Source organism: Sporosarcina jeotgali, assembly GCF_033304595.1.
In the GTDB taxonomy this organism is placed as follows: domain Bacteria; phylum Bacillota; class Bacilli; order Bacillales_A; family Planococcaceae; genus Sporosarcina; species Sporosarcina jeotgali.
In genome coordinates, this window is the sequence record NZ_CP116341.1 from 2,608,445 (window position 1) to 2,625,476 (window position 17,032).

14 protein-coding genes are annotated in these 17,032 nt (G+C 43.5%); 4 read left to right on the forward strand and 10 right to left on the reverse strand.

Features of this window, described 5'->3' with window-relative positions; genetic code table 11:
• Positions 1-285 precede the first annotated feature (285 nt).
• From PGH26_RS13145 to PGH26_RS13160, 4 genes are all read right to left on the reverse strand, one after another.
• A complete protein-coding gene (locus tag PGH26_RS13145) occupies positions 286-1,599 on the reverse strand; it encodes an acetyl-CoA hydrolase/transferase family protein (RefSeq protein ID WP_323691500.1) in 1,314 nt (437 codons plus the stop codon).
• Between the two features lie 113 nt (positions 1,600-1,712).
• Entirely contained in the window at positions 1,713-4,328 is a 2,616-nt protein-coding gene (locus PGH26_RS13150; protein ID WP_323691501.1) for a YfhO family protein, read from the reverse strand.
• Positions 4,328-4,708 carry a GtrA family protein gene (locus PGH26_RS13155; protein WP_323691502.1) on the reverse strand — a complete coding sequence of 127 codons (381 nt, stop codon included), beginning with the start codon at positions 4,706-4,708 and terminating at the stop codon, positions 4,328-4,330. The genes PGH26_RS13150 and PGH26_RS13155 overlap by 1 nt, the downstream gene beginning before the upstream one ends.
• A complete protein-coding gene (locus tag PGH26_RS13160) occupies positions 4,686-5,657 on the reverse strand; it encodes a glycosyltransferase family 2 protein (protein WP_323691503.1) in 972 nt (323 codons plus the stop codon). Before PGH26_RS13160 ends, PGH26_RS13155 begins: the two co-directional genes overlap by 23 nt.
• A gap of 249 nt (positions 5,658-5,906) precedes the next feature.
• Between PGH26_RS13160 and yfkAB the strand changes: the two genes are divergently transcribed.
• Positions 5,907-7,019 carry a radical SAM/CxCxxxxC motif protein YfkAB gene (gene yfkAB / locus PGH26_RS13165; protein WP_323691504.1) on the forward strand — a complete coding sequence of 371 codons (1,113 nt, stop codon included), beginning with the start codon at positions 5,907-5,909 and terminating at the stop codon, positions 7,017-7,019.
• Positions 7,020-7,054: 35 nt separating this feature from the next.
• Positions 7,055-8,416, forward strand: a complete 1,362-nt coding sequence (gene guaD / locus PGH26_RS13170; RefSeq protein ID WP_323691505.1) for a guanine deaminase — start codon at positions 7,055-7,057, stop codon at positions 8,414-8,416.
• A 192-nt stretch (positions 8,417-8,608) separates the two neighbouring features.
• Here the strand turns inward: guaD and PGH26_RS13175 are convergent, their stop codons facing one another.
• Positions 8,609-10,555, reverse strand: a complete 1,947-nt coding sequence (locus tag PGH26_RS13175) for a Na+/H+ antiporter (RefSeq protein ID WP_323691506.1) — start codon at positions 10,553-10,555, stop codon at positions 8,609-8,611.
• A gap of 171 nt (positions 10,556-10,726) precedes the next feature.
• Here PGH26_RS13175 and PGH26_RS13180 point away from each other — a divergent pair, with 171 nt between their 5' ends.
• Positions 10,727-11,221 carry a DinB family protein gene (locus tag PGH26_RS13180; RefSeq protein ID WP_323691507.1) on the forward strand — a complete coding sequence of 165 codons (495 nt, stop codon included), beginning with the start codon at positions 10,727-10,729 and terminating at the stop codon, positions 11,219-11,221.
• A gap of 73 nt (positions 11,222-11,294) precedes the next feature.
• On the opposite strand, the gene PGH26_RS13185 is transcribed toward PGH26_RS13180, so the two are convergent.
• The 3 genes from PGH26_RS13185 to PGH26_RS13195 are packed head-to-tail and all read right to left on the reverse strand — an operon-like array spanning position 11,295 to position 14,486.
• On the reverse strand, positions 11,295-12,419 hold the full coding sequence (locus PGH26_RS13185; RefSeq protein WP_323691508.1) for a DHHW family protein: 1,125 nt from the start codon (positions 12,417-12,419) through the stop codon (positions 11,295-11,297).
• Positions 12,420-12,457: 38 nt separating this feature from the next.
• Positions 12,458-13,882, reverse strand: coding sequence for an MBOAT family O-acyltransferase (locus PGH26_RS13190; protein ID WP_323691509.1), 1,425 nt, complete (start codon positions 13,880-13,882; stop codon positions 12,458-12,460).
• Positions 13,883-13,940: 58 nt separating this feature from the next.
• Complete coding sequence (locus PGH26_RS13195) at positions 13,941-14,486, reverse strand: DUF4358 domain-containing protein (protein ID WP_323691510.1); 546 nt, start codon at positions 14,484-14,486, stop codon at positions 13,941-13,943.
• Between the two features lie 179 nt (positions 14,487-14,665).
• Here PGH26_RS13195 and PGH26_RS13200 point away from each other — a divergent pair, with 179 nt between their 5' ends.
• Complete coding sequence (locus tag PGH26_RS13200) at positions 14,666-15,196, forward strand: cupin domain-containing protein (protein WP_323691511.1); 531 nt, start codon at positions 14,666-14,668, stop codon at positions 15,194-15,196.
• A 22-nt stretch (positions 15,197-15,218) separates the two neighbouring features.
• Here the strand turns inward: PGH26_RS13200 and PGH26_RS13205 are convergent, their stop codons facing one another.
• Together PGH26_RS13205 and PGH26_RS13210 are read right to left on the reverse strand one after the other, a co-directional pair.
• Positions 15,219-16,058, reverse strand: coding sequence for a MurR/RpiR family transcriptional regulator (locus PGH26_RS13205; protein WP_323691512.1), 840 nt, complete (start codon positions 16,056-16,058; stop codon positions 15,219-15,221).
• 20 nt (positions 16,059-16,078) lie between these two features.
• Positions 16,079-16,990: an ROK family protein gene (locus PGH26_RS13210; RefSeq protein WP_323691513.1), complete on the reverse strand. Its 912-nt coding sequence runs from the start codon at positions 16,988-16,990 to the stop codon at positions 16,079-16,081.
• Between the last annotated feature and the right edge of the window lie 42 nt (positions 16,991-17,032).

A 17,032-nucleotide genomic window follows, 5' to 3' on the forward strand; every position in this document is an offset into this window, starting at 1 on the left:
TTTTTGTGGTGGTGTTTAATCGAAGTGCTTCGCGGCTGCGAAGCATTCCTTCTTATGACCTTAAGGGCTTGATTGGTCGCGAGATTGGGTGATGCGGGCGTTTGTTTAGCTCCGCGGCAGGTGGATTGGAATCGCCGCTTGCGTTTATGAGCGTATTTCCGCGGTTTATGATCACTATTTTTTGGTTATGAGCGCATTCGTGAGGTTATGATCACTTCTCGCGGGTTATGATCACTATCCATGATTTATGAGCGTATCCCCGATTTTATGATCATTCTTCCCGATCTATGAGCGGGCATCCATTTCTGCAGCTGCATATTCTTGTTCAGAAGGCAGTATTCCAGCAGCAATCGCTTCGCTGCGCAGCTCGTCCCGGAATTTCGGGTGAGCGATTGCGATTAAGGCTTCCGCGCGTTCGCGAAGTGACTTGCCGTGCAGCTTCGCAATCCCGTACTCTGTCACGATGCAATCGACTTCGTTTTTTGAAGTCGTGACGATAGATCCGGGCGAGAGACTCAGTTTGATGCGGGACATGGAATCATTCTTCAATGTTGAATACATGCAGATGAACCCTTTCCCATTTTTCGCGAGCTGGGCACCACGTGCAAAATCAGCTTGTCCCCCCGTGGATGAATAATAGTTTCCGCCAATCGTTTCAGAAGCACATTGTCCATACAAATCCACTTCGGTAGTGGCATTGATCGAAACCATGTTATCTTCTTTTGCAATCTCATAAGGGTCATTGACTGTACTTACAGGCAAAAATTCAACGCCTGGATTGTTATGGAGAAATTCATACAACCGTTGTGTTCCATATGCAAACGTCGTGATAATTTTCCCTTGGTGTGTGCGTTTATTCATCCCAGTCACAGCATCTGAAGCAACCAGGTCTACGATGCCATCTGTCAGCATCTCCGTATGGATACCTAAATTACGGTGATTTCTCAGCATACTCATCACCGCATTCGGGACCGCTCCGATTCCAACTTGCAGCGTATCCCCGTCTTGGATTTCTGATGTAATGTAGCTTGCAATCTTCTGGTCTTTTTCACTTATTACGGGACACTTCTCTTCTGTTAAAAGAATATCGTTTTCCACATAGCCTGCAATCTGGCTCATGTGGACTTGGTTCTTTCCAAATGTACGCGGCATATGCCGGTTCACTTCGAGGATGAACGGAATCTTGCCGATGAACTCTGAAACATAGTCTGCTTGAGTTCCAAGTGAAAAGTACCCATGTTCATCAGGCGGGGATGCTACCGCGATGACGACTGGATGTTTTAATGTGTCGCGAAGCAATCCCGGAACTTCGCTAAATACGTTTGGAATGAGATCGACAGCTCCGCTGCGAAAGGCATTTCGTGTGGCTCCGCTTAAAAAATAAGACATATGCGACAAGTGCCCTTTCATTTCCCCGCGGATATATGCACGTTCTCGCAAGGCAAGCATTTGATGAACAGTTACGCGATCCAGCTGTTCATAATTTGTTTCTAACAGGTCCAGTAACAAATGAGGTTCTCCATTTGCAATGGGGATAATGAGATCCGTGCCCGGGTGCATTAACGACATCAATTCTTGTTCACTCAAATGTTTCGTCATGGTTAGGTTAACAGCTCCCGCTCATATTGATACTCCGATTATAGCCCAGACTGAGCGCTCGCTCAACACGAAACTGACTGCATTTATTTCAATCCAAAAACAAACCTCCCGCATTAGTCTGCGAAAGGTTTGTTTCTTGTATTTCTCCACACCCATGCCAGCGTTCCGAATAACGCAAACACACTGATGATGAGAGATATCCATAAGTAGGGCGGCCGATATGTCATTTCAATCTGATTTGTGCCTGGTTCAATCGGTATTCCTGTAAACGCATAATTCGTTTTCAAAACGGATACTTTTTTGCCATTCACTTTTGCCGTCCAGCCCTTTTCAAACGGAATCGGCATCACAGCCAAGCTGTCTTCAGCTGGATTATCAAGCTGAACGTTTACATGACCGCCTTTCCATGCAACGGCAGATTCAGAACTTTGGTTGTTCTTCTGCTCAGCCTTTTTAAGTGTCGTATAATCTTCAGCGTAAAGCTGTAAATCACTTAATGTATAAGTTCCTTCTGGCACGCGTATCCGGATAACTTCTTCTGACGGCACCCGAATCGTTATATCATTAACACGTGTTCGATAAATCGAATCCCCGCGCTTACGGGTTGTTTTATAGTCATTTACTTTGAGATGAAATCCTATATCTGCAGTTGATCGTTCCAAGTAAAATGAAACATACGCGTCTTCTTTCAGCAGACGGACATCAGACACTTTCAAATCGATTCCGCCATTCTTTCCTGTAACGACTAGCTTGTCATCCTCATACACAGCCCGAACAGGTTGAACGGTTACTTGATCCATCAAATTTTCTTCAGCTGGTGACGGTTCTGACCGGCCATCCCAATCTTCTAACACCGCTCCAGTTAACATGGCGTGCTCGCGCGCAAGCACAGGACTATTTTTTAATTCTTTTTCTGTATAAATCTTATTCACAGTTCGAACAAACGGAAGACGGTGTTCGTTTTCATACGCTTTGAAGTCCCCGCTATCAGTAACTTCATCAAAACCAAACGGAATCGGATTTCCCTTCTCTGAACGAACCGCATACACTCCGTTCAGTAAGCTATAAAGGTTCGCACGTCCGCCGAATCCCGCATACCGACTGACACTCTCTCTTCCCATGTCAATTGATAAATCATCTAAGTAAAAATGCAGCAAATGCTGATTTAAAATGCTCGAGTAAATGCTCGTCCCTAAAAAGTCCTGGACAATCGGAGTGTTGTTGCGAGTACCAATCATCCAATCAATTCTTGCGAGAGGGTCTTTTTCAAGCGACGATACGCGGCGGACCAGTTCTCGTGACTCTTCCCCGTTGTAAGCATCGCTCGTGAAAAATGACTGCGGAATGCCTTGGCCCTGAACTTGCTCCACGTTCGGGTGATTTCCAGTAAGCTTCTCCTTTTGGAACAGGTTCACAGTCACTAAACTGGAACCGATGATCACGATCCACAGCGCGATATCCCAATGCTTAAATTGCCGAACGGCAGACAGAATTGCAACTGCACAAGTAATCAGTGCCATTACCACTAAACTGTCTGCATATAGACTCGGCTTTCCTTCCAATTCCATAATTGAAAAGAGATAGTAAACTGCGATTGTGCCGAGCACTGCAATTGCCGCATGCTTCAAGTGGATTGCCTTCCGATTCTGCAATGTGACCGCAGCCAATCCGCCCGCAGTCAGCATCAGCATGTGTTCCCATCGGAATTGCGGTGCAGATAACCCATTAAACACACTTCCAACCGCGGGGGATGCGTGAAGTACTGCCAGCACAACAGTCAGGATGGCAAACAACCGAAATCCTCTCTTTCTATACAGTGGAAATAGAAATAAGCAAAGGATTGCAATTGCAGGTAAGACCACCAGTTTCCCGTCGGATAAAATATTTTCCTTCATATCAAAAAAAGGAATGTCCCCTTCAAATGGAGGTCTGAAGTTATTCAAATACCCGTAAACAGCCGGAACGAAAAATGGACTGCTGATTGCTGCTCCAAGCAATCCGCCAGCTAGAAACTGTACAATCTGCTTCTTTTTCTTCAGCTCCCCTTTAACTAAAGGGATAAACCATCGGGCAATTATGTAACTAAATGTCAGCAAGAAGTTAATATAGGCAAAATAGAAATTGTCAATCATGCTGAGTGCGACTGCTGCAACGAACCACCCTGGTTTTCCATAACGCATAATCCGTTCCGCACCGATCAGTAATAGCGGTAAAAAAACCATCGCATCTGCAAAGAACTCCCAATACGTCACATGTCGGAAATATAAAATACTGATACTGTAAATAACTGCGGCGATGTAGGCAAATTGGGTTTTCAACCCGATTAAACGGAAAAAAACCGTGGTGATTAATAAAATTACAGTCACACGAATGATACTGACAAACACTGTTGCATCCGCCCAATATTGAAGCCCGGGAGCATTCAGAATCCCAATCCACCCTAACACCGCTGTAACTAAGGCGGTACCCAAGAAGATTATGGACGTTGAAAAATAATAGCCGAGCTGCGAAAACGTTCCGCCTCCTAAGCCAAAACGTTCTGAGTAGAAGAAATTTCCGTCACGCATGGATTCATAAAGAAAATGTTTGAAAGGAATCATTTGCGATAAGCCATCGTTCGGTCCTATTACGTAGCGTCCTTGTACCCACTCCGACAACATGAACCCGTGAGCCATGATAGCGGTGATTATACTTACGATAACAAGCCCAAGCCACTTTCTTTTCGTCATCACGCTGCCTTCAGCACCTTTCCAGTTACTATGAATGTCACAGGCACTGTAATGACTAATGCTCCGAGCGGCGCGATACTGCTGCTAATATGCAGCCCGTCTACTAAAATATAGAGCAAAACAGCAGTCACGATGATATTGACAAGTTGAGTGACAGGGTAGATTAAAAATTTCTTTAACGTCGGTTTCACTTTGTACGTTACATAGCTGTTTAAGAAAAAGGAAATGATCATGCTTAAAATGACTGCGCTGAAATGCGCAATCATATAAGCAAGGCCGATTCCTTTTAGTCCGAGCAAGTAGAACGCATAGTAGGTTCCTGTATTAATAACGCCGACAATGGCGAATGTGATGAATTCACGAATTTCCAATTTTGGCATGAGAGACTGGTTTTCCTTTCACCGCTGCGCTTGTCCTTCGAACTAAGTAGTGCGGGCGTTTTTTGGTTTCATTGTAAATCCGTCCAACATATTCTCCGATAATGCCGAGCGATAATAACTGAACGCCTCCAAGAAATAGAACTGCAGAGATGATCGTGAAGTATCCTGGGACCTCTACTCCGTTCCTAATAATTCCAATGAGTGTTATTGAAATATAGGCAATCGCAAGAAACAAACTGAGTAACCCTGCATAAAAGCACAGGCGCAATGGCTTGGTGTTGAACGATACAACTCCATCGACTGCATAATTCAGCAGTTGCTTGAATGACCACTTCGTCTCGCCATGCTGTCGTGTCACGTTCTCATAAGAAATCGTTTTCTGTTCCAGACCGATCCACGAATACAGCCCTTTCGAGAAACGATTTCCTTCACTGAGCTGCAGCAAAGAGTCGACAGCGCGGCGGCTGAGCAAACGGAAATCCCCTTCGCCGTCATGCAGCTCTACGTCAATCGTCTTGTTAACGCCCCAATAATATGCGCGCGACAACAAGGAACGAATGGGTGAGTCTCCTACTCGATTCCTTTTCGCAATAACTTGGTCATATCCCTCTTCATATCCTCGTATCAATTGGGGAATCAGTTCTGGCGGATGCTGCAAATCGGCATCCATTAATATGACTGCGTCCCCTTTTGCGTACTGCAGTCCAGCTAAAATAGCAGCCTCTTTACCAAAGTTCCGTGTAAAGGATACATATTCAACTTCTGGATAATCGATCAGCGCTCCTCGTATTTCATCCATCGTTTTATCATCGCTTCCATCGTCTACGAACAGCACTTCATAGCGAAGTCCACTTGGGGTCATCGTATCTTTCAACGCTTTCATCATAGTTAATATATTGCCTTCTTCGTTGTATGAAGGGATGACGAATGAAATAAACAAGTGTTTCATTCTGTGCACCTGCTTTCTGAATTTGTGCCAACGGCTCTCCTTCTAATACCCGTTTTCTACTGAAATATCACCTATCTGCAAGATAAATAGGAAACATAGTCATAAGTCTTTTAGTATAGCTGTAAGAAGACATGGAAATCCCCCTTCATGAAATTTTCAACGTGTTCTGCAAATTCCTTCTCTTATTGCAACGTCTTCTAATTCAGCGCATACTTAGTTACGTACATTCAGAAGACAGGAGTTTGACTAATGATTTCAACTAACGACATGATCTCCCAAGATCCTTGGGAAGCTTATTTAGACGTGGATACCCACGGACGCCAAGTTCTTTCGAGTATTGAATTTACAACGACATACTTATGCAATATGCGCTGTGAACATTGCGCCGTCGGCTATATGCTCCAGCCAAAAGACCCTGACGCTCTTCCAATAGAGCTGCTCATTCAACGTCTGGAAGAAATTCCTCATTTACGTACAATTAGTTTAACAGGCGGCGAACCGATGTTTTCGAAACGATCGGTGGAGCGATACGTTTTGCCTCTCCTCAAATACGCACATGACCGAGGCATTCGCACGCAGATGAATTCTAATTTGACGATGCCTCTTGAGCGATATGAAATGATCGCTCCTTACCTTGACGTTCTTCACATTTCCCATAACTGGGGGACCGTTGAAGATTTCGCGGAAGGCGGGTTCGCAAATATGGAACGCATGCCTTCATTTGAAAAACGCGCCGAACAATTTCAACGGATGATTGAAAACAGCCGTGCTTTAGCAGACTTAGGCGTAACGGTCTCAGCAGAAACGATGCTGAATCGCAGAACACTTCCGCACTTGCAAAAGATCCATGAACAAGTTGTAAACGAAATGAAGTGTGCACGACACGAAATTCACCCAATGTACCCGAGTGACTTTGCGTCAACACTTGAAGTCCTTTCGTTGGATGAAACCCGCAAGGCGATAAAAGAAATCCTTGAATTCCGCGACCCTTCCACATGGATGCTTTTCGGTACGCTGCCCTTCTATTCTTGCAGTCCAGCCGTTGCAGATCAGGAATTGCTGGCACAGCTTCAAGCGAGTCCTAACGTGTCTGTCCGCAATGATCCCGATGGAAGATCCCGCTTAAACGTCAATATCTTTACAGGCGATGTCATTGTGACAGATTTCGGCGATGTACCGCCGCTTGGAAATATCCAAGATGGAAATCTTCCGGATATGTATGATGCATGGCAGCAGCACTCACTCGCGAAGTCCGTTAGCTGTCACTGTCCCGCCGTACGTTGTCTCGGTCCCAATCTACTTGTGAAAAATGCGTATTATAAGAATATTGACTTTACAAATAGGAAAGCCGTACTGATATAACAGGCTCTATCACATAGATGAGGGGTATGAATGTTATGTATACAAAAGTTTTTTTAGCAACTGCTTTTTCAAGCACGTCACCAAAAGAGGTAGCCGTTTTGAAGGACTGCCTTTTCTGTATTGACGATAAAGGAATAATCGACCGTATTGTGCACCCTGAACATGATGATTACGATAGCATTCTCAACGAGTATGTGAATACGCATGCTTTCTATAAAATCGATGAAGGTTCCTATCTGCTTCCCGGATTTATTGACCTGCACATCCATGCGTCTCAATGGGCACAAGCTGGAACTGCACTGGATATTCCCCTTCATGACTGGTTAAGTACATATACATTCCCTTCTGAAGCGAAATTTGCAGACCTCGACTATGCGAAATTAGTCTATGAAGATGTAGTCAGCACGCTTCTCGCTAACGGCACGACGACTGCCCTTTACTTTGCTACGGTTCACAAAGAGGCGAGTGTTTTACTTGCAGACATTTGTGCGAAACAAGGCCAGCGCGGCTTGGTTGGAAAAGTTGTGATGGATTTAGCTCAAGAATGCCCTGATTTTTATCGAGACGCAGACACTCAGACTGCTTTGCAAGATACCGAGGAATTCATCCTTGAAGTAAAGAAAATTGCCGAAACGACGAAACAAGGCGTCTATCCGGTTGTCACTCCAAGATTCATCCCGACATGTACGGATGAAGTGTTAGAAGGTCTTGGCGCACTTGCCGCTAAATATGATACACACATCCAATCGCATTGCAGTGAAAGTGATTGGGCGCATCAGCATGTGCAGCAGCGTTTCGGAAAGAACGATGCGCAAGCACTGAATGACTTCGGATTGCTGCAAGATAAGTCCGTTATGGCTCATAGTAATTTCCTTTCAGATGAGGATGCAAAATTGTTCGCTGAAACCGGCAGCGCGATTGCCCACTGCCCTGTGTCAAATGCATACTTTGCGAACAGTGTAATTCCCATTGCAAAATTCGCTCGTATGGGCGTGGATATTGGTCTTGGATCAGATATTTCTGGCGGGTTTTCTCCTAGTCTATACGATAATTCACGGCAAGCAGTCATGTCTTCCCGCATGTTGGAAGATGGCGTAAATCCAGACTTGCCTACAGAAGAACGCGGGGTAAAAGATTCCCGCATTACGATTGCAGAAGCATTCCACTTGGTTACTGCTGGAGGCGGAGCAAGTTTAAGTTTACCGATTGGACGTCTGGAAGAAGGGTATGCATGGGATGTTCAGCGTATTGATACAACAATCCCAACTGCTAAGCTTCCATTGTTTGACCCTGACGAACCGTTACTCGATATTTTCCAAAAGATGATGTACTTGGTGCGTCCTGAAAATATTCGTGACGTTTGGGTGCAAGGTGAATTGGTCCATTCTCGGAACTAAAAACCGTGAATATACCGTTCAATTAATAAAACGGAATCGAACTGTGTCAAGTACTTGAAAGAACCTGATTTTCTGACACAGCCTAAAAAAGAAGGCGCAAAAGCTTAACCTATCTGATATAAAAAAGACTGCCGAGCAGCGATCGTTCGCAGTTCGGCAGTCTTTTTCATCATTTGTGCAACTGTCTTCCTTTTACAGCTGCAAGCTATTCTCAATCGCTAGAAGGTTTTCCCTGTATTGTTTCATTTCACTTCTTGTGATGTCTCCTTTTTCAAAAGCATTATGAATATACGTTCTCTCGGTTTGCAGTGCGTAGTCTATCCATTCATGCAAATGACCAAGTGCTTCCCTCTCAAGACCCTGTCCTCCCATCCTTTCATAATTCAGCAGGAAGGCTTCTACAAGCTCCGGTGAGAATTCGCCTTCTTCCAGTGCTTTCAGTTTCGCAGTGACGAACTGGCCATTACTCTGAAAAAGAATTCTTCTTTGTTCTCTCCTATGTTCTAAAGTGAGAGGTTTCAAATGCAAGTTTTTAAGCTGTCTCTTCAGCAATCTGCTGTAAAAAGAATTGAAACTATACTTCTTATCTTTAGTTATCCGATACAGTCTTTTATTTATCCTTCTCAGATAAGGAAACGCCAATTGTATACGTACAAGGCCTTGCTTAACTAATCTCTTTGTATTTTCCAATTGCCACTCTAAAATAAGTTGACGGATTTTGCGTTCACTTTTGTTCAAATCATTAAGACTCGTAAACGAAAAAATTCTGTCGTTGTACATTTTAATAACTCTCCCAATCACTTGTTTGTTTTCATCAGTCCGCTGTTTCCGCAATTCTTTTTTCACACTGCGCAACATGGCAATTTCAAACGTATGATCTTCTTTAAGCGAAACAGCTTCTGCTCTCGGTGCAAACAGATGCAGTGTGAAGTTTGCAAGCAGCAGCGTCAGCAATATGACGCCCGCGGCAATGAATAGCAGCAAGTTACGTTCTGCAAATGGTGTTCCATCTTTCAAAAATAGCGGGAGTGAAAGGACACTGACTAGCGTTATGGTTCCTCTAACTCCAGAGATGGTATACAGTAATGTGTCTACAATACGGCGCTTTCCACCAGACTCCGTCGTATTCTGGAAATTATTAAAGATTACAATCCAAGTAAATCTCAATGCTAATAGTGCGAATGTAATCGCAACAATATAACCAACGACAACAATTATCTGATTACTTGAATCATTAAGTATGGTCTGGACAATGTTAGGAAGCTGGGTTCCTAACAGCACGAAAACAATTCCGTTCAAACTAAACGTGATCACGGACCATGTGTTTCTAGATAGCAATCTTAACTGCGCAACTTCAGGATTGAATCGCTTATGGGTCATAGAGTGCACAATACCGCCGCTTACAACTGCTAAAATCCCATTCACCCCAACAGCTTCTGCGATAACGAAAATGAGAAAAGGCAGCAAAATTTCCATTAGAATGAACGATATACTATTTTCGATACCAAGCGTTCGCAGCCATCTCATCAGCAAAATTTTCAAGAAACTTAATAACGCACCGAGCAGAATCCCTCCGACTGAAATCAGCACAAACGTAGTACTCGCTTCTAACAGTGAAAATGTCCCTGTTAATAGTGCTGCCAATGCAAATTGAAAGGATACAAGTCCGGAAGCATCATTAATTAATGATTCCCCTTCAAGTGTATGCCGGATTTTATGGGGGACTTTCACTTTCTCGGCCAATGCGCTTACAGCCACAGCATCTGTCGGTGCAAGTGCCGCTGCTAAAGCAAAAGCAGCCGCCAGCGGAAGCGAAGGCAATAAAAGATGTATAAATCCGCCGAGCAGACCCACCGTTACAAATACTAGACCAAGGGAAAGGGAAAGAATCGACTTCCGTTCTTTCCACAAAGCATTCTTATCCACATTCACCCCATCGTTAAATAGAATGGGAGCAATGAATAGCAGTAAAAACAGTTCCGGACTCAACTTAATAGAATGATCCGTTAACGGGATAGCGAGTACAATACCAAGCACTACTTGAATGAGCGGCACTGCAATGGCTGGTAAAAAACGATTCAGCACGTTTGAAACAAAAACTGCACTCAGCATAAGTAATATGACTTCAAAAATTTCCACTTCTTCACCTTCTTGATGGTTGGATTACAGTCTTTTACAAAGTACCCTACTTAGTCAGTATGTACTCTGCATCCTACTATTATAAGGCTTCTCTGCTTCATAGCGATGCATAAAGGTTTGAAATCTTATATAGACGGTATAGTAAGGTATTAGGTATTAGGGAGTGAGTCGATGAAGGTCAATGAAGAAGCACGGGAAAAGTTATTAGAAGAAGTGGCTGGACTAACGGATGAAGAGGTAAATTGGAAACCCTCAGAGGAAAAATGGTCTGTAAGGCAAGTACTGGAACATTTATATTTAATGGAAGGCGGTATTGCGAAAACGATTCAATCTCAATTGCGTTCAGATGAGCATCATTCGACTCCGCACAAGCCAATTGAACGCACGGTCGACCGCACTCAAAAGGTTGAAGTTCCTGACTTCGCACGACCTGGAGATACATTTTATACATTGGATGAATTAAAAAGTAAGCTGCACGAATCTCATAACGCACTTCAAAAGATCGAAAATACAGTACCTGCTGATCAACTGGAAGTAAAGTCTTATCCCCATCCTGTATTTGGAGACATGAGTCTGGCTCAATACATTCCATTTGTGGGCTACCATGAGCTGCGTCATATCGAACAGATTCAAGAAGTAAAAGAAGCGATGATTGCTGCAAAATAAGCAACTGATTATGCAATCCAACGAGAAAAAGACCGAGATACTGTTAACGGTGTCTCGGTCTTTCTTTGCATTTTTATTGACGCAGCCAAATCAAGTTCTGGTCTTCAGCAAAATTAGCGATATTATACACAAACAACACGTCTTGAATGCCTTTCTCTTCAGCGACCCGGGCCATATTCCGATGGTCATATCTCAAATCGACCATATAGATTTCTTCAAAATGATTCGCTAAAAATGGAACTAACGCATGGGCGTATGAGTCTTTGATAATCATTAATTTCCGTCCATTTTCCACATTGGAATGGACCGTCACGGCGCGATGATTGCCGCCTAAAAACACTGAATACTGATCACGTTTTTTAAGAAACTCCCATGCATAGAGAGAATCCATTTTCGACTGGCCATCGTCAATATCGATATCATAGGATACATCGAAGTTCGGCTCGAATATGTTGATTTCATCTGCTGCCAAGAAAGGGTCATTCGCTTTCGCGTCATACGTTCCTCGGAAGTTTTCAGACACCTTTCGAATCGTAAACGCATCCAGGGAGTACGGCGTCATTCCCATTTTCTCCATCGCTGCCTGGTAAGCGATAAATGCACCATAAGGCGTCCAGTGATGATCTGTGTGAAAATAGATTTGCTTGTCTGTAGCTCCTTGTAATGCAGCTGCAGCATCTATCCAGTCGATATCCCCTTTCACTTGTTCTTCGACGCGTCGAATCGCTGCTGTTTCACTCGCTGTCGGGGCAAATTTCGGCAGTTTTTCAGGATACAGTTCGATAGAGGTCGGGGCAAGCAGCCCATACACTGAAATAATTTTTGTCTTCTGCAAGAAACGTGAAATACTTTCACTATTGGCATCGAGCTGCTCTGAAGGTTCTTCAAACTTCTCAAACAAATAGCCGTCTTCTCCGAAGTACACGCCATTGTTATCCTTTTTCAATACTCCTTTTTGAGCAGATGCTTTAATGCTTGTCCAAAACCGTTTATGGACGAACTGATCACTTAAGTACGTTTCTACATCTTTTGTAAATGCTCCTGAAGTAATCCTGTCCAGAGACACTTCGGGGAATTTCATCAACGGGCGGTTTTCAGCCTGAGAAAACGGCTGGTCTTCTGCCAGCAGATTCATACATGCAATCCCGGCAAGAAAAACGGCAAAGAGGACAATCATTATCATATTCAAGCGCTTCACAATTCTTCTCCTCCTGCCTTATTCGAATTCAATTGGTATTAAAAACGGAAGTAAAGGAATGGATTAAACGAATCATCCACTAAGAATGAAGTCGACAGGAACAGAATCGTCAAGAAAAAGAGCACTTGCAAAACTGTTTGAATCCACTCGTTTCGAACGATTTCACTTCGTTCCGCACACCGCTTCCAAAGTTTCTTAAACAGCGGAGTCGATAGAAGCCCGGCAATGAGCAGTAAAATACCATTCGTATAAACGTCATATAGAAATGCTGTATTGTAGAGCGGGCGGCCGCTCAAGCCGATCATCACCTGTGCGTACTGAATCCCTTCTCCAATATCTTCAAAGACGAAGAGCACCCAGCTGAACAGGATAATGATGAGTAAATACGCATGCTGAAGAAAACGCGGGAGCTTTTCAAGCCATTTCAGCAAGCCTGCACGTTCTATTCCTATGAGAACCCCGAAATACAAGCCCCACAGCACATAATTCCAACTGGCGCCATGCCATAAGCCCGTCAATCCCCAGACAATGAACAAATTACGATAGAGGATCAGCTGCCCTTTCCGATTGCCCCCAAGAGGAATGTAGACGTAATCACGAAACCAGGACCCTAGGGTAATATGCCAGCGCCGCCAAAACTCAGAAGCATTCTTCGCAATATACGGATAGTTAAAGTTCGTTGGAAAACTGAATCCAAACATTAGCCCAAGACCAATCGCCATGTCCGAATAGCCGCTGAAGTCAAAGTAGATTTGGAATGCAAATGCAATAATTCCCAGCCAAGCAGTTAATACGGTAAGGTCTGAAATCCCCTGGCTCTCTACACTAGCCCACAACTGACCGATTGTATTGGCGATTAAGACCTTCTTGCCAAGTCCAATGATGAATATCCTCACACCATCTGCAAATTGACTCAGTTGAAACGTCCGGTTCATCAATTCCTTCTCAATTATTTCGTAACGGACAATAGGTCCTGCAATCAGCTGAGGGAATAAGGAGACATAGAGTGCAAACGTAACGATATTTTTTTGCGGCCGCACTTTCCCCCGATACACATCAATTGCGTAAGACATCGTTTGAAACGTATAAAAGGAAATACCGATTGGCAGCGGTAACTCCAATGGTTCAATACCTGTCCCAATGAGGGAATTGACACTTCCAATGAGAAAATCTGCGTATTTGAAAAATGATAGAACGGCTAGATTTACAACGAGTGAAGATAGGAGTCCAAGCTTTGCATAAAGCGGCCGCTGTTCCCGGTACCGTCCGATAATGCGCCCATGTATGTAATCCGCCAGTGCAGAAAAAATCATTAACGCTATGTAAACAGGCTCTCCCCATGCGTAAAAGAATAGACTGACGCCAAGCAGTGTGACGTTTTTGATGGACCGCGGACTGATGTAATAGAGTATGAGTGCTAGAGGCAAAAAGAAAAATAGAAATGTTAAACTGCTGAATACCATGCATTGCCCCCCTTACTCATTCAATTAGAAAAAGGCACATAGTGTGCCTTTTCGTTTGTCAGAAGCTGTCGTTGAATGCTTTTTCAATTGCTTCTGGATTTGTATACGTCACATACAATAGGTATTTCCCTTTTGTGACGATTTTATTGTTCTTCACTTTTTCATATTGCTCCGGCAAGTATTGCTTCCATGTTTGATCTTGTGCAGCCAGTTCGTTTTCAAGCGTTGTCTTCAATTCATCGACCTGGTCTTCATTCTTTGCTTCCAGCAAGATGATCTCATCTGCATTGACGTTCATAAGCGCCGCCAGGACAGTCCCATTTGCAAGGAACTCCGGGTTTAACTTCATTTTTTCAATCCAAATATCCGCTGCAGAATCTTCTCCTTCTGGTTCCGTCAAGTTCGTTTCTTGATGGGTTTGACCCATATCATCGACGCCTTCATCTTTTAAATCTTCTGCAACTTGGTCCCTAATGTTCGACATAATATCTGCATACTCCACTTTTGAAACTTCATCCTTATTCGGTGCGTCCCCAGATTGAGTGCCGCATGCAGCCATCATAACTGCCATCATCATTCCTGCTAATCCTGCTAGCTTCTTCATAAAATCCCCTCAATTCACTAACTAATCGTTTCTATGAAAGTAGTCGGATGAACCCTGGAAAAGTTTCAATGCTATTTCGATAAAATGACTGACCAGCGAACGTTCAATAAGCGAGACGCATAACCTATATCGAGTCTATGAGAATAGAACATCATCTTCAGAAAGAAGGGGTGGAAAGAATGACTGCTGAAAATAAAAATAACGGGACTGCTGTTCATTATTTTGCAGACGTAACTAAAAATCCATTTTTTAAAAAAGACGATAAGAACTTCATTAATATCGTCAGCAGCGAGCAATTGAATTCACTGCAAGGCGTCTCGATGTTAGACATATATCTAAGCAAGGACAGTATTATCGAGCCGCATTATCATCCGAATGGTTCCGAGCTTACGTATTGCATCTCTGGTTCCGCCACCATTTCCATGATGAACATTCAGACAAAAGAATTTCAACATTACCGGATCACACCTGGTCAGGTCGTTAATATTCCCCAAGGCTGGTGGCATTACCAATTGGCAAATGAAGAGAACACGCACTTACAAGGGATATTCAACGTAGGAATGCCCGAAGTGGTCTTCGGATCAGATTTGTTAACTCAAACGCCCCCTGATGTAATTCCGTATGCATATGGTATTGATCGAAACCTCTGGGAATCCGTGATTTCAAATGTGAAACCGATGACCGTAATCGGCCCTTCTCCGATGAACTAACTTAGCGCGATTAAAGTTGTTATCAATAAAGCTTGTTAGAAATATTAGTGGAAATTTCAGTCTGAATTTCCTCTGCTTTTCCTACATCTTTCACGGCCAAACCAGTACACAGCACATCGATTAAAAACAATTGTGCAATTTTCGATACTAATGACCCGCTATCCAGCGGGTTTTCTTTCGCAGCTCCGAGGAGAATATGATCTGCATATTGGCTTAGCGGTGATTTCAAATAATTCGTTAACACAACAATAGCAGCACCTTTTTCTTTCGCGATTTTAACAGAATCCACGATATCTTTAGTCCCGCCAGATATACTGATTGCAATGACCACACTGTTTTCATTCAAGGAAGACGCAAGCATCACTTGAAAATGCGGATCGATGACTGCAGTTGCTTGGCGGCCAATCCGCATTAGTCTGCTTTGCATATCGAGCCCTGCAATACCCGATGATCCTACACCAAAGATAACGATATTATCTTTCTGTTTCATGACTTCTATCGTACGCTGAAGTTCTTTTTCATCAACAAGTCCTGCAGAGTCTTCTACAGCTCGTACCATATTCGTTCGAATTTTATCAAGATAGGTCCCTTGCTCTGGAACAGCAGTACCAGCTGAAAGCTCTTGTGCATAGGAATACTTAAAATCTTGAAACCCCTTATATCCAAGCTTCCTGAAAAAACGAAGTACAGTTGCCTCAGCTGCGCCGCTAGCCTCACACAGTTCTGTGAGCGATAGATAGATTACTTGGGTTTCGTTTGCTGTTAAGTACGTATAAATTTTATGCTCTGACTTTGTAAATTGAGGCTTATACTGTTCCATGAGGACTGAAGGTTTCATCCCTTTTAACGGTCCCGTCTGCATTCAAATCCTTCTCCTTTCTCTTAATCGTTTTGAACAGAATGGTTGTTCAAAAAGTGACGTACTGCTCCAAGCAGATTGGCATCATTCCCTTTTTCCGCAAGGGTAACAGTTAAACAGCTTTTGTGATTTGGCATGAGTTTTGAGTCAAGTGACGTTTGAATCGCTTCTAGTAAAAGAGAACCTTGTGCAGAAATCCCTCCGCCAATCACTACCATGGACGGGTTTAAAATGGTTACCAGTGACGCCAGTCCAGTTGTCAGATCATCCACCCATTTCTCAAACACGATGTTTGCTTCAACACTTCCCGAACGTATCATTTCAAAGAAGGCAGGAAGCTCCAACTCTCCAAACTTTTGATGAACAGCAACCGCAAGTGCTGCACTGGATGCATATCTTTCATAACACCCCGCTAAATTACAGGTACAAGGCTTTCCACCAGGATACAAGGTCATATGACCGATTTCACCGCCGGAAAAATTAAATCCTCTATATAAAAATCCGTTAATAAATAACGCTCCGCCAATTCCAGTCCCAAGTGTCACCGTTAAAAAGTCTGAGACATTCTTTGCGGCTCCTAACCATTGTTCGCCAAGTGCTGTACAGTTTACATCGTTATCCATCGTTGCTGGTATGCGGAATTTCTCAGTTATTTGCTCACATACATTCATTCCAGAATAGCCAGGTATTGTGTCATTCGCATAGATAATCGTTCCGGTCTCCGCGTCTACCTGCCCTGCAGAACTAATCGCAAATCCGCTCAGACTCTCTGCTGCATGCATCTCTTCACAGATCATTACAATTTTATTCATAAGATGCGCTCCGCCTTTTTCCGCTTCTGTCGGATACGCTTTAGCATTCGTCAACTGCCCATATTCATCTGAAATTGCAGTTTTGATAGATGTGCCGCCAATATCAATCGCACCAATATACACAGCGATTCCCCCTTATCTGTTCCATTTACTATATCATTTGAA

What these genes read in the sequence shown, in the direction of transcription:
- PGH26_RS13150 (WP_323691501.1), bottom strand. Translation starts at nt 4,328, where the DNA reads ATGACGAAAAGAAAGTGGCTTGGGCTTGTTATCGTAAGTATAATCACC.
- PGH26_RS13180 (WP_323691507.1), top strand. Translation starts at nt 10,727, where the DNA reads ATGAAGGTCAATGAAGAAGCACGGGAAAAGTTATTAGAAGAAGTGGCT.
- PGH26_RS13190 (WP_323691509.1), bottom strand. Translation starts at nt 13,882, where the DNA reads ATGGTATTCAGCAGTTTAACATTTCTATTTTTCTTTTTGCCTCTAGCA.
- PGH26_RS13200 (WP_323691511.1), top strand. Translation starts at nt 14,666, where the DNA reads ATGACTGCTGAAAATAAAAATAACGGGACTGCTGTTCATTATTTTGCA.
- yfkAB (WP_323691504.1), top strand. Translation starts at nt 5,907, where the DNA reads ATGATTTCAACTAACGACATGATCTCCCAAGATCCTTGGGAAGCTTAT.
- PGH26_RS13195 (WP_323691510.1), bottom strand. Translation starts at nt 14,486, where the DNA reads ATGAAGAAGCTAGCAGGATTAGCAGGAATGATGATGGCAGTTATGATG.
- PGH26_RS13145 (WP_323691500.1), bottom strand. Translation starts at nt 1,599, where the DNA reads ATGACGAAACATTTGAGTGAACAAGAATTGATGTCGTTAATGCACCCG.
- PGH26_RS13160 (WP_323691503.1), bottom strand. Translation starts at nt 5,657, where the DNA reads ATGAAACACTTGTTTATTTCATTCGTCATCCCTTCATACAACGAAGAA.
- guaD (WP_323691505.1), top strand. Translation starts at nt 7,055, where the DNA reads ATGTATACAAAAGTTTTTTTAGCAACTGCTTTTTCAAGCACGTCACCA.
- PGH26_RS13205 (WP_323691512.1), bottom strand. Translation starts at nt 16,058, where the DNA reads ATGCAGACGGGACCGTTAAAAGGGATGAAACCTTCAGTCCTCATGGAA.
- PGH26_RS13155 (WP_323691502.1), bottom strand. Translation starts at nt 4,708, where the DNA reads ATGCCAAAATTGGAAATTCGTGAATTCATCACATTCGCCATTGTCGGC.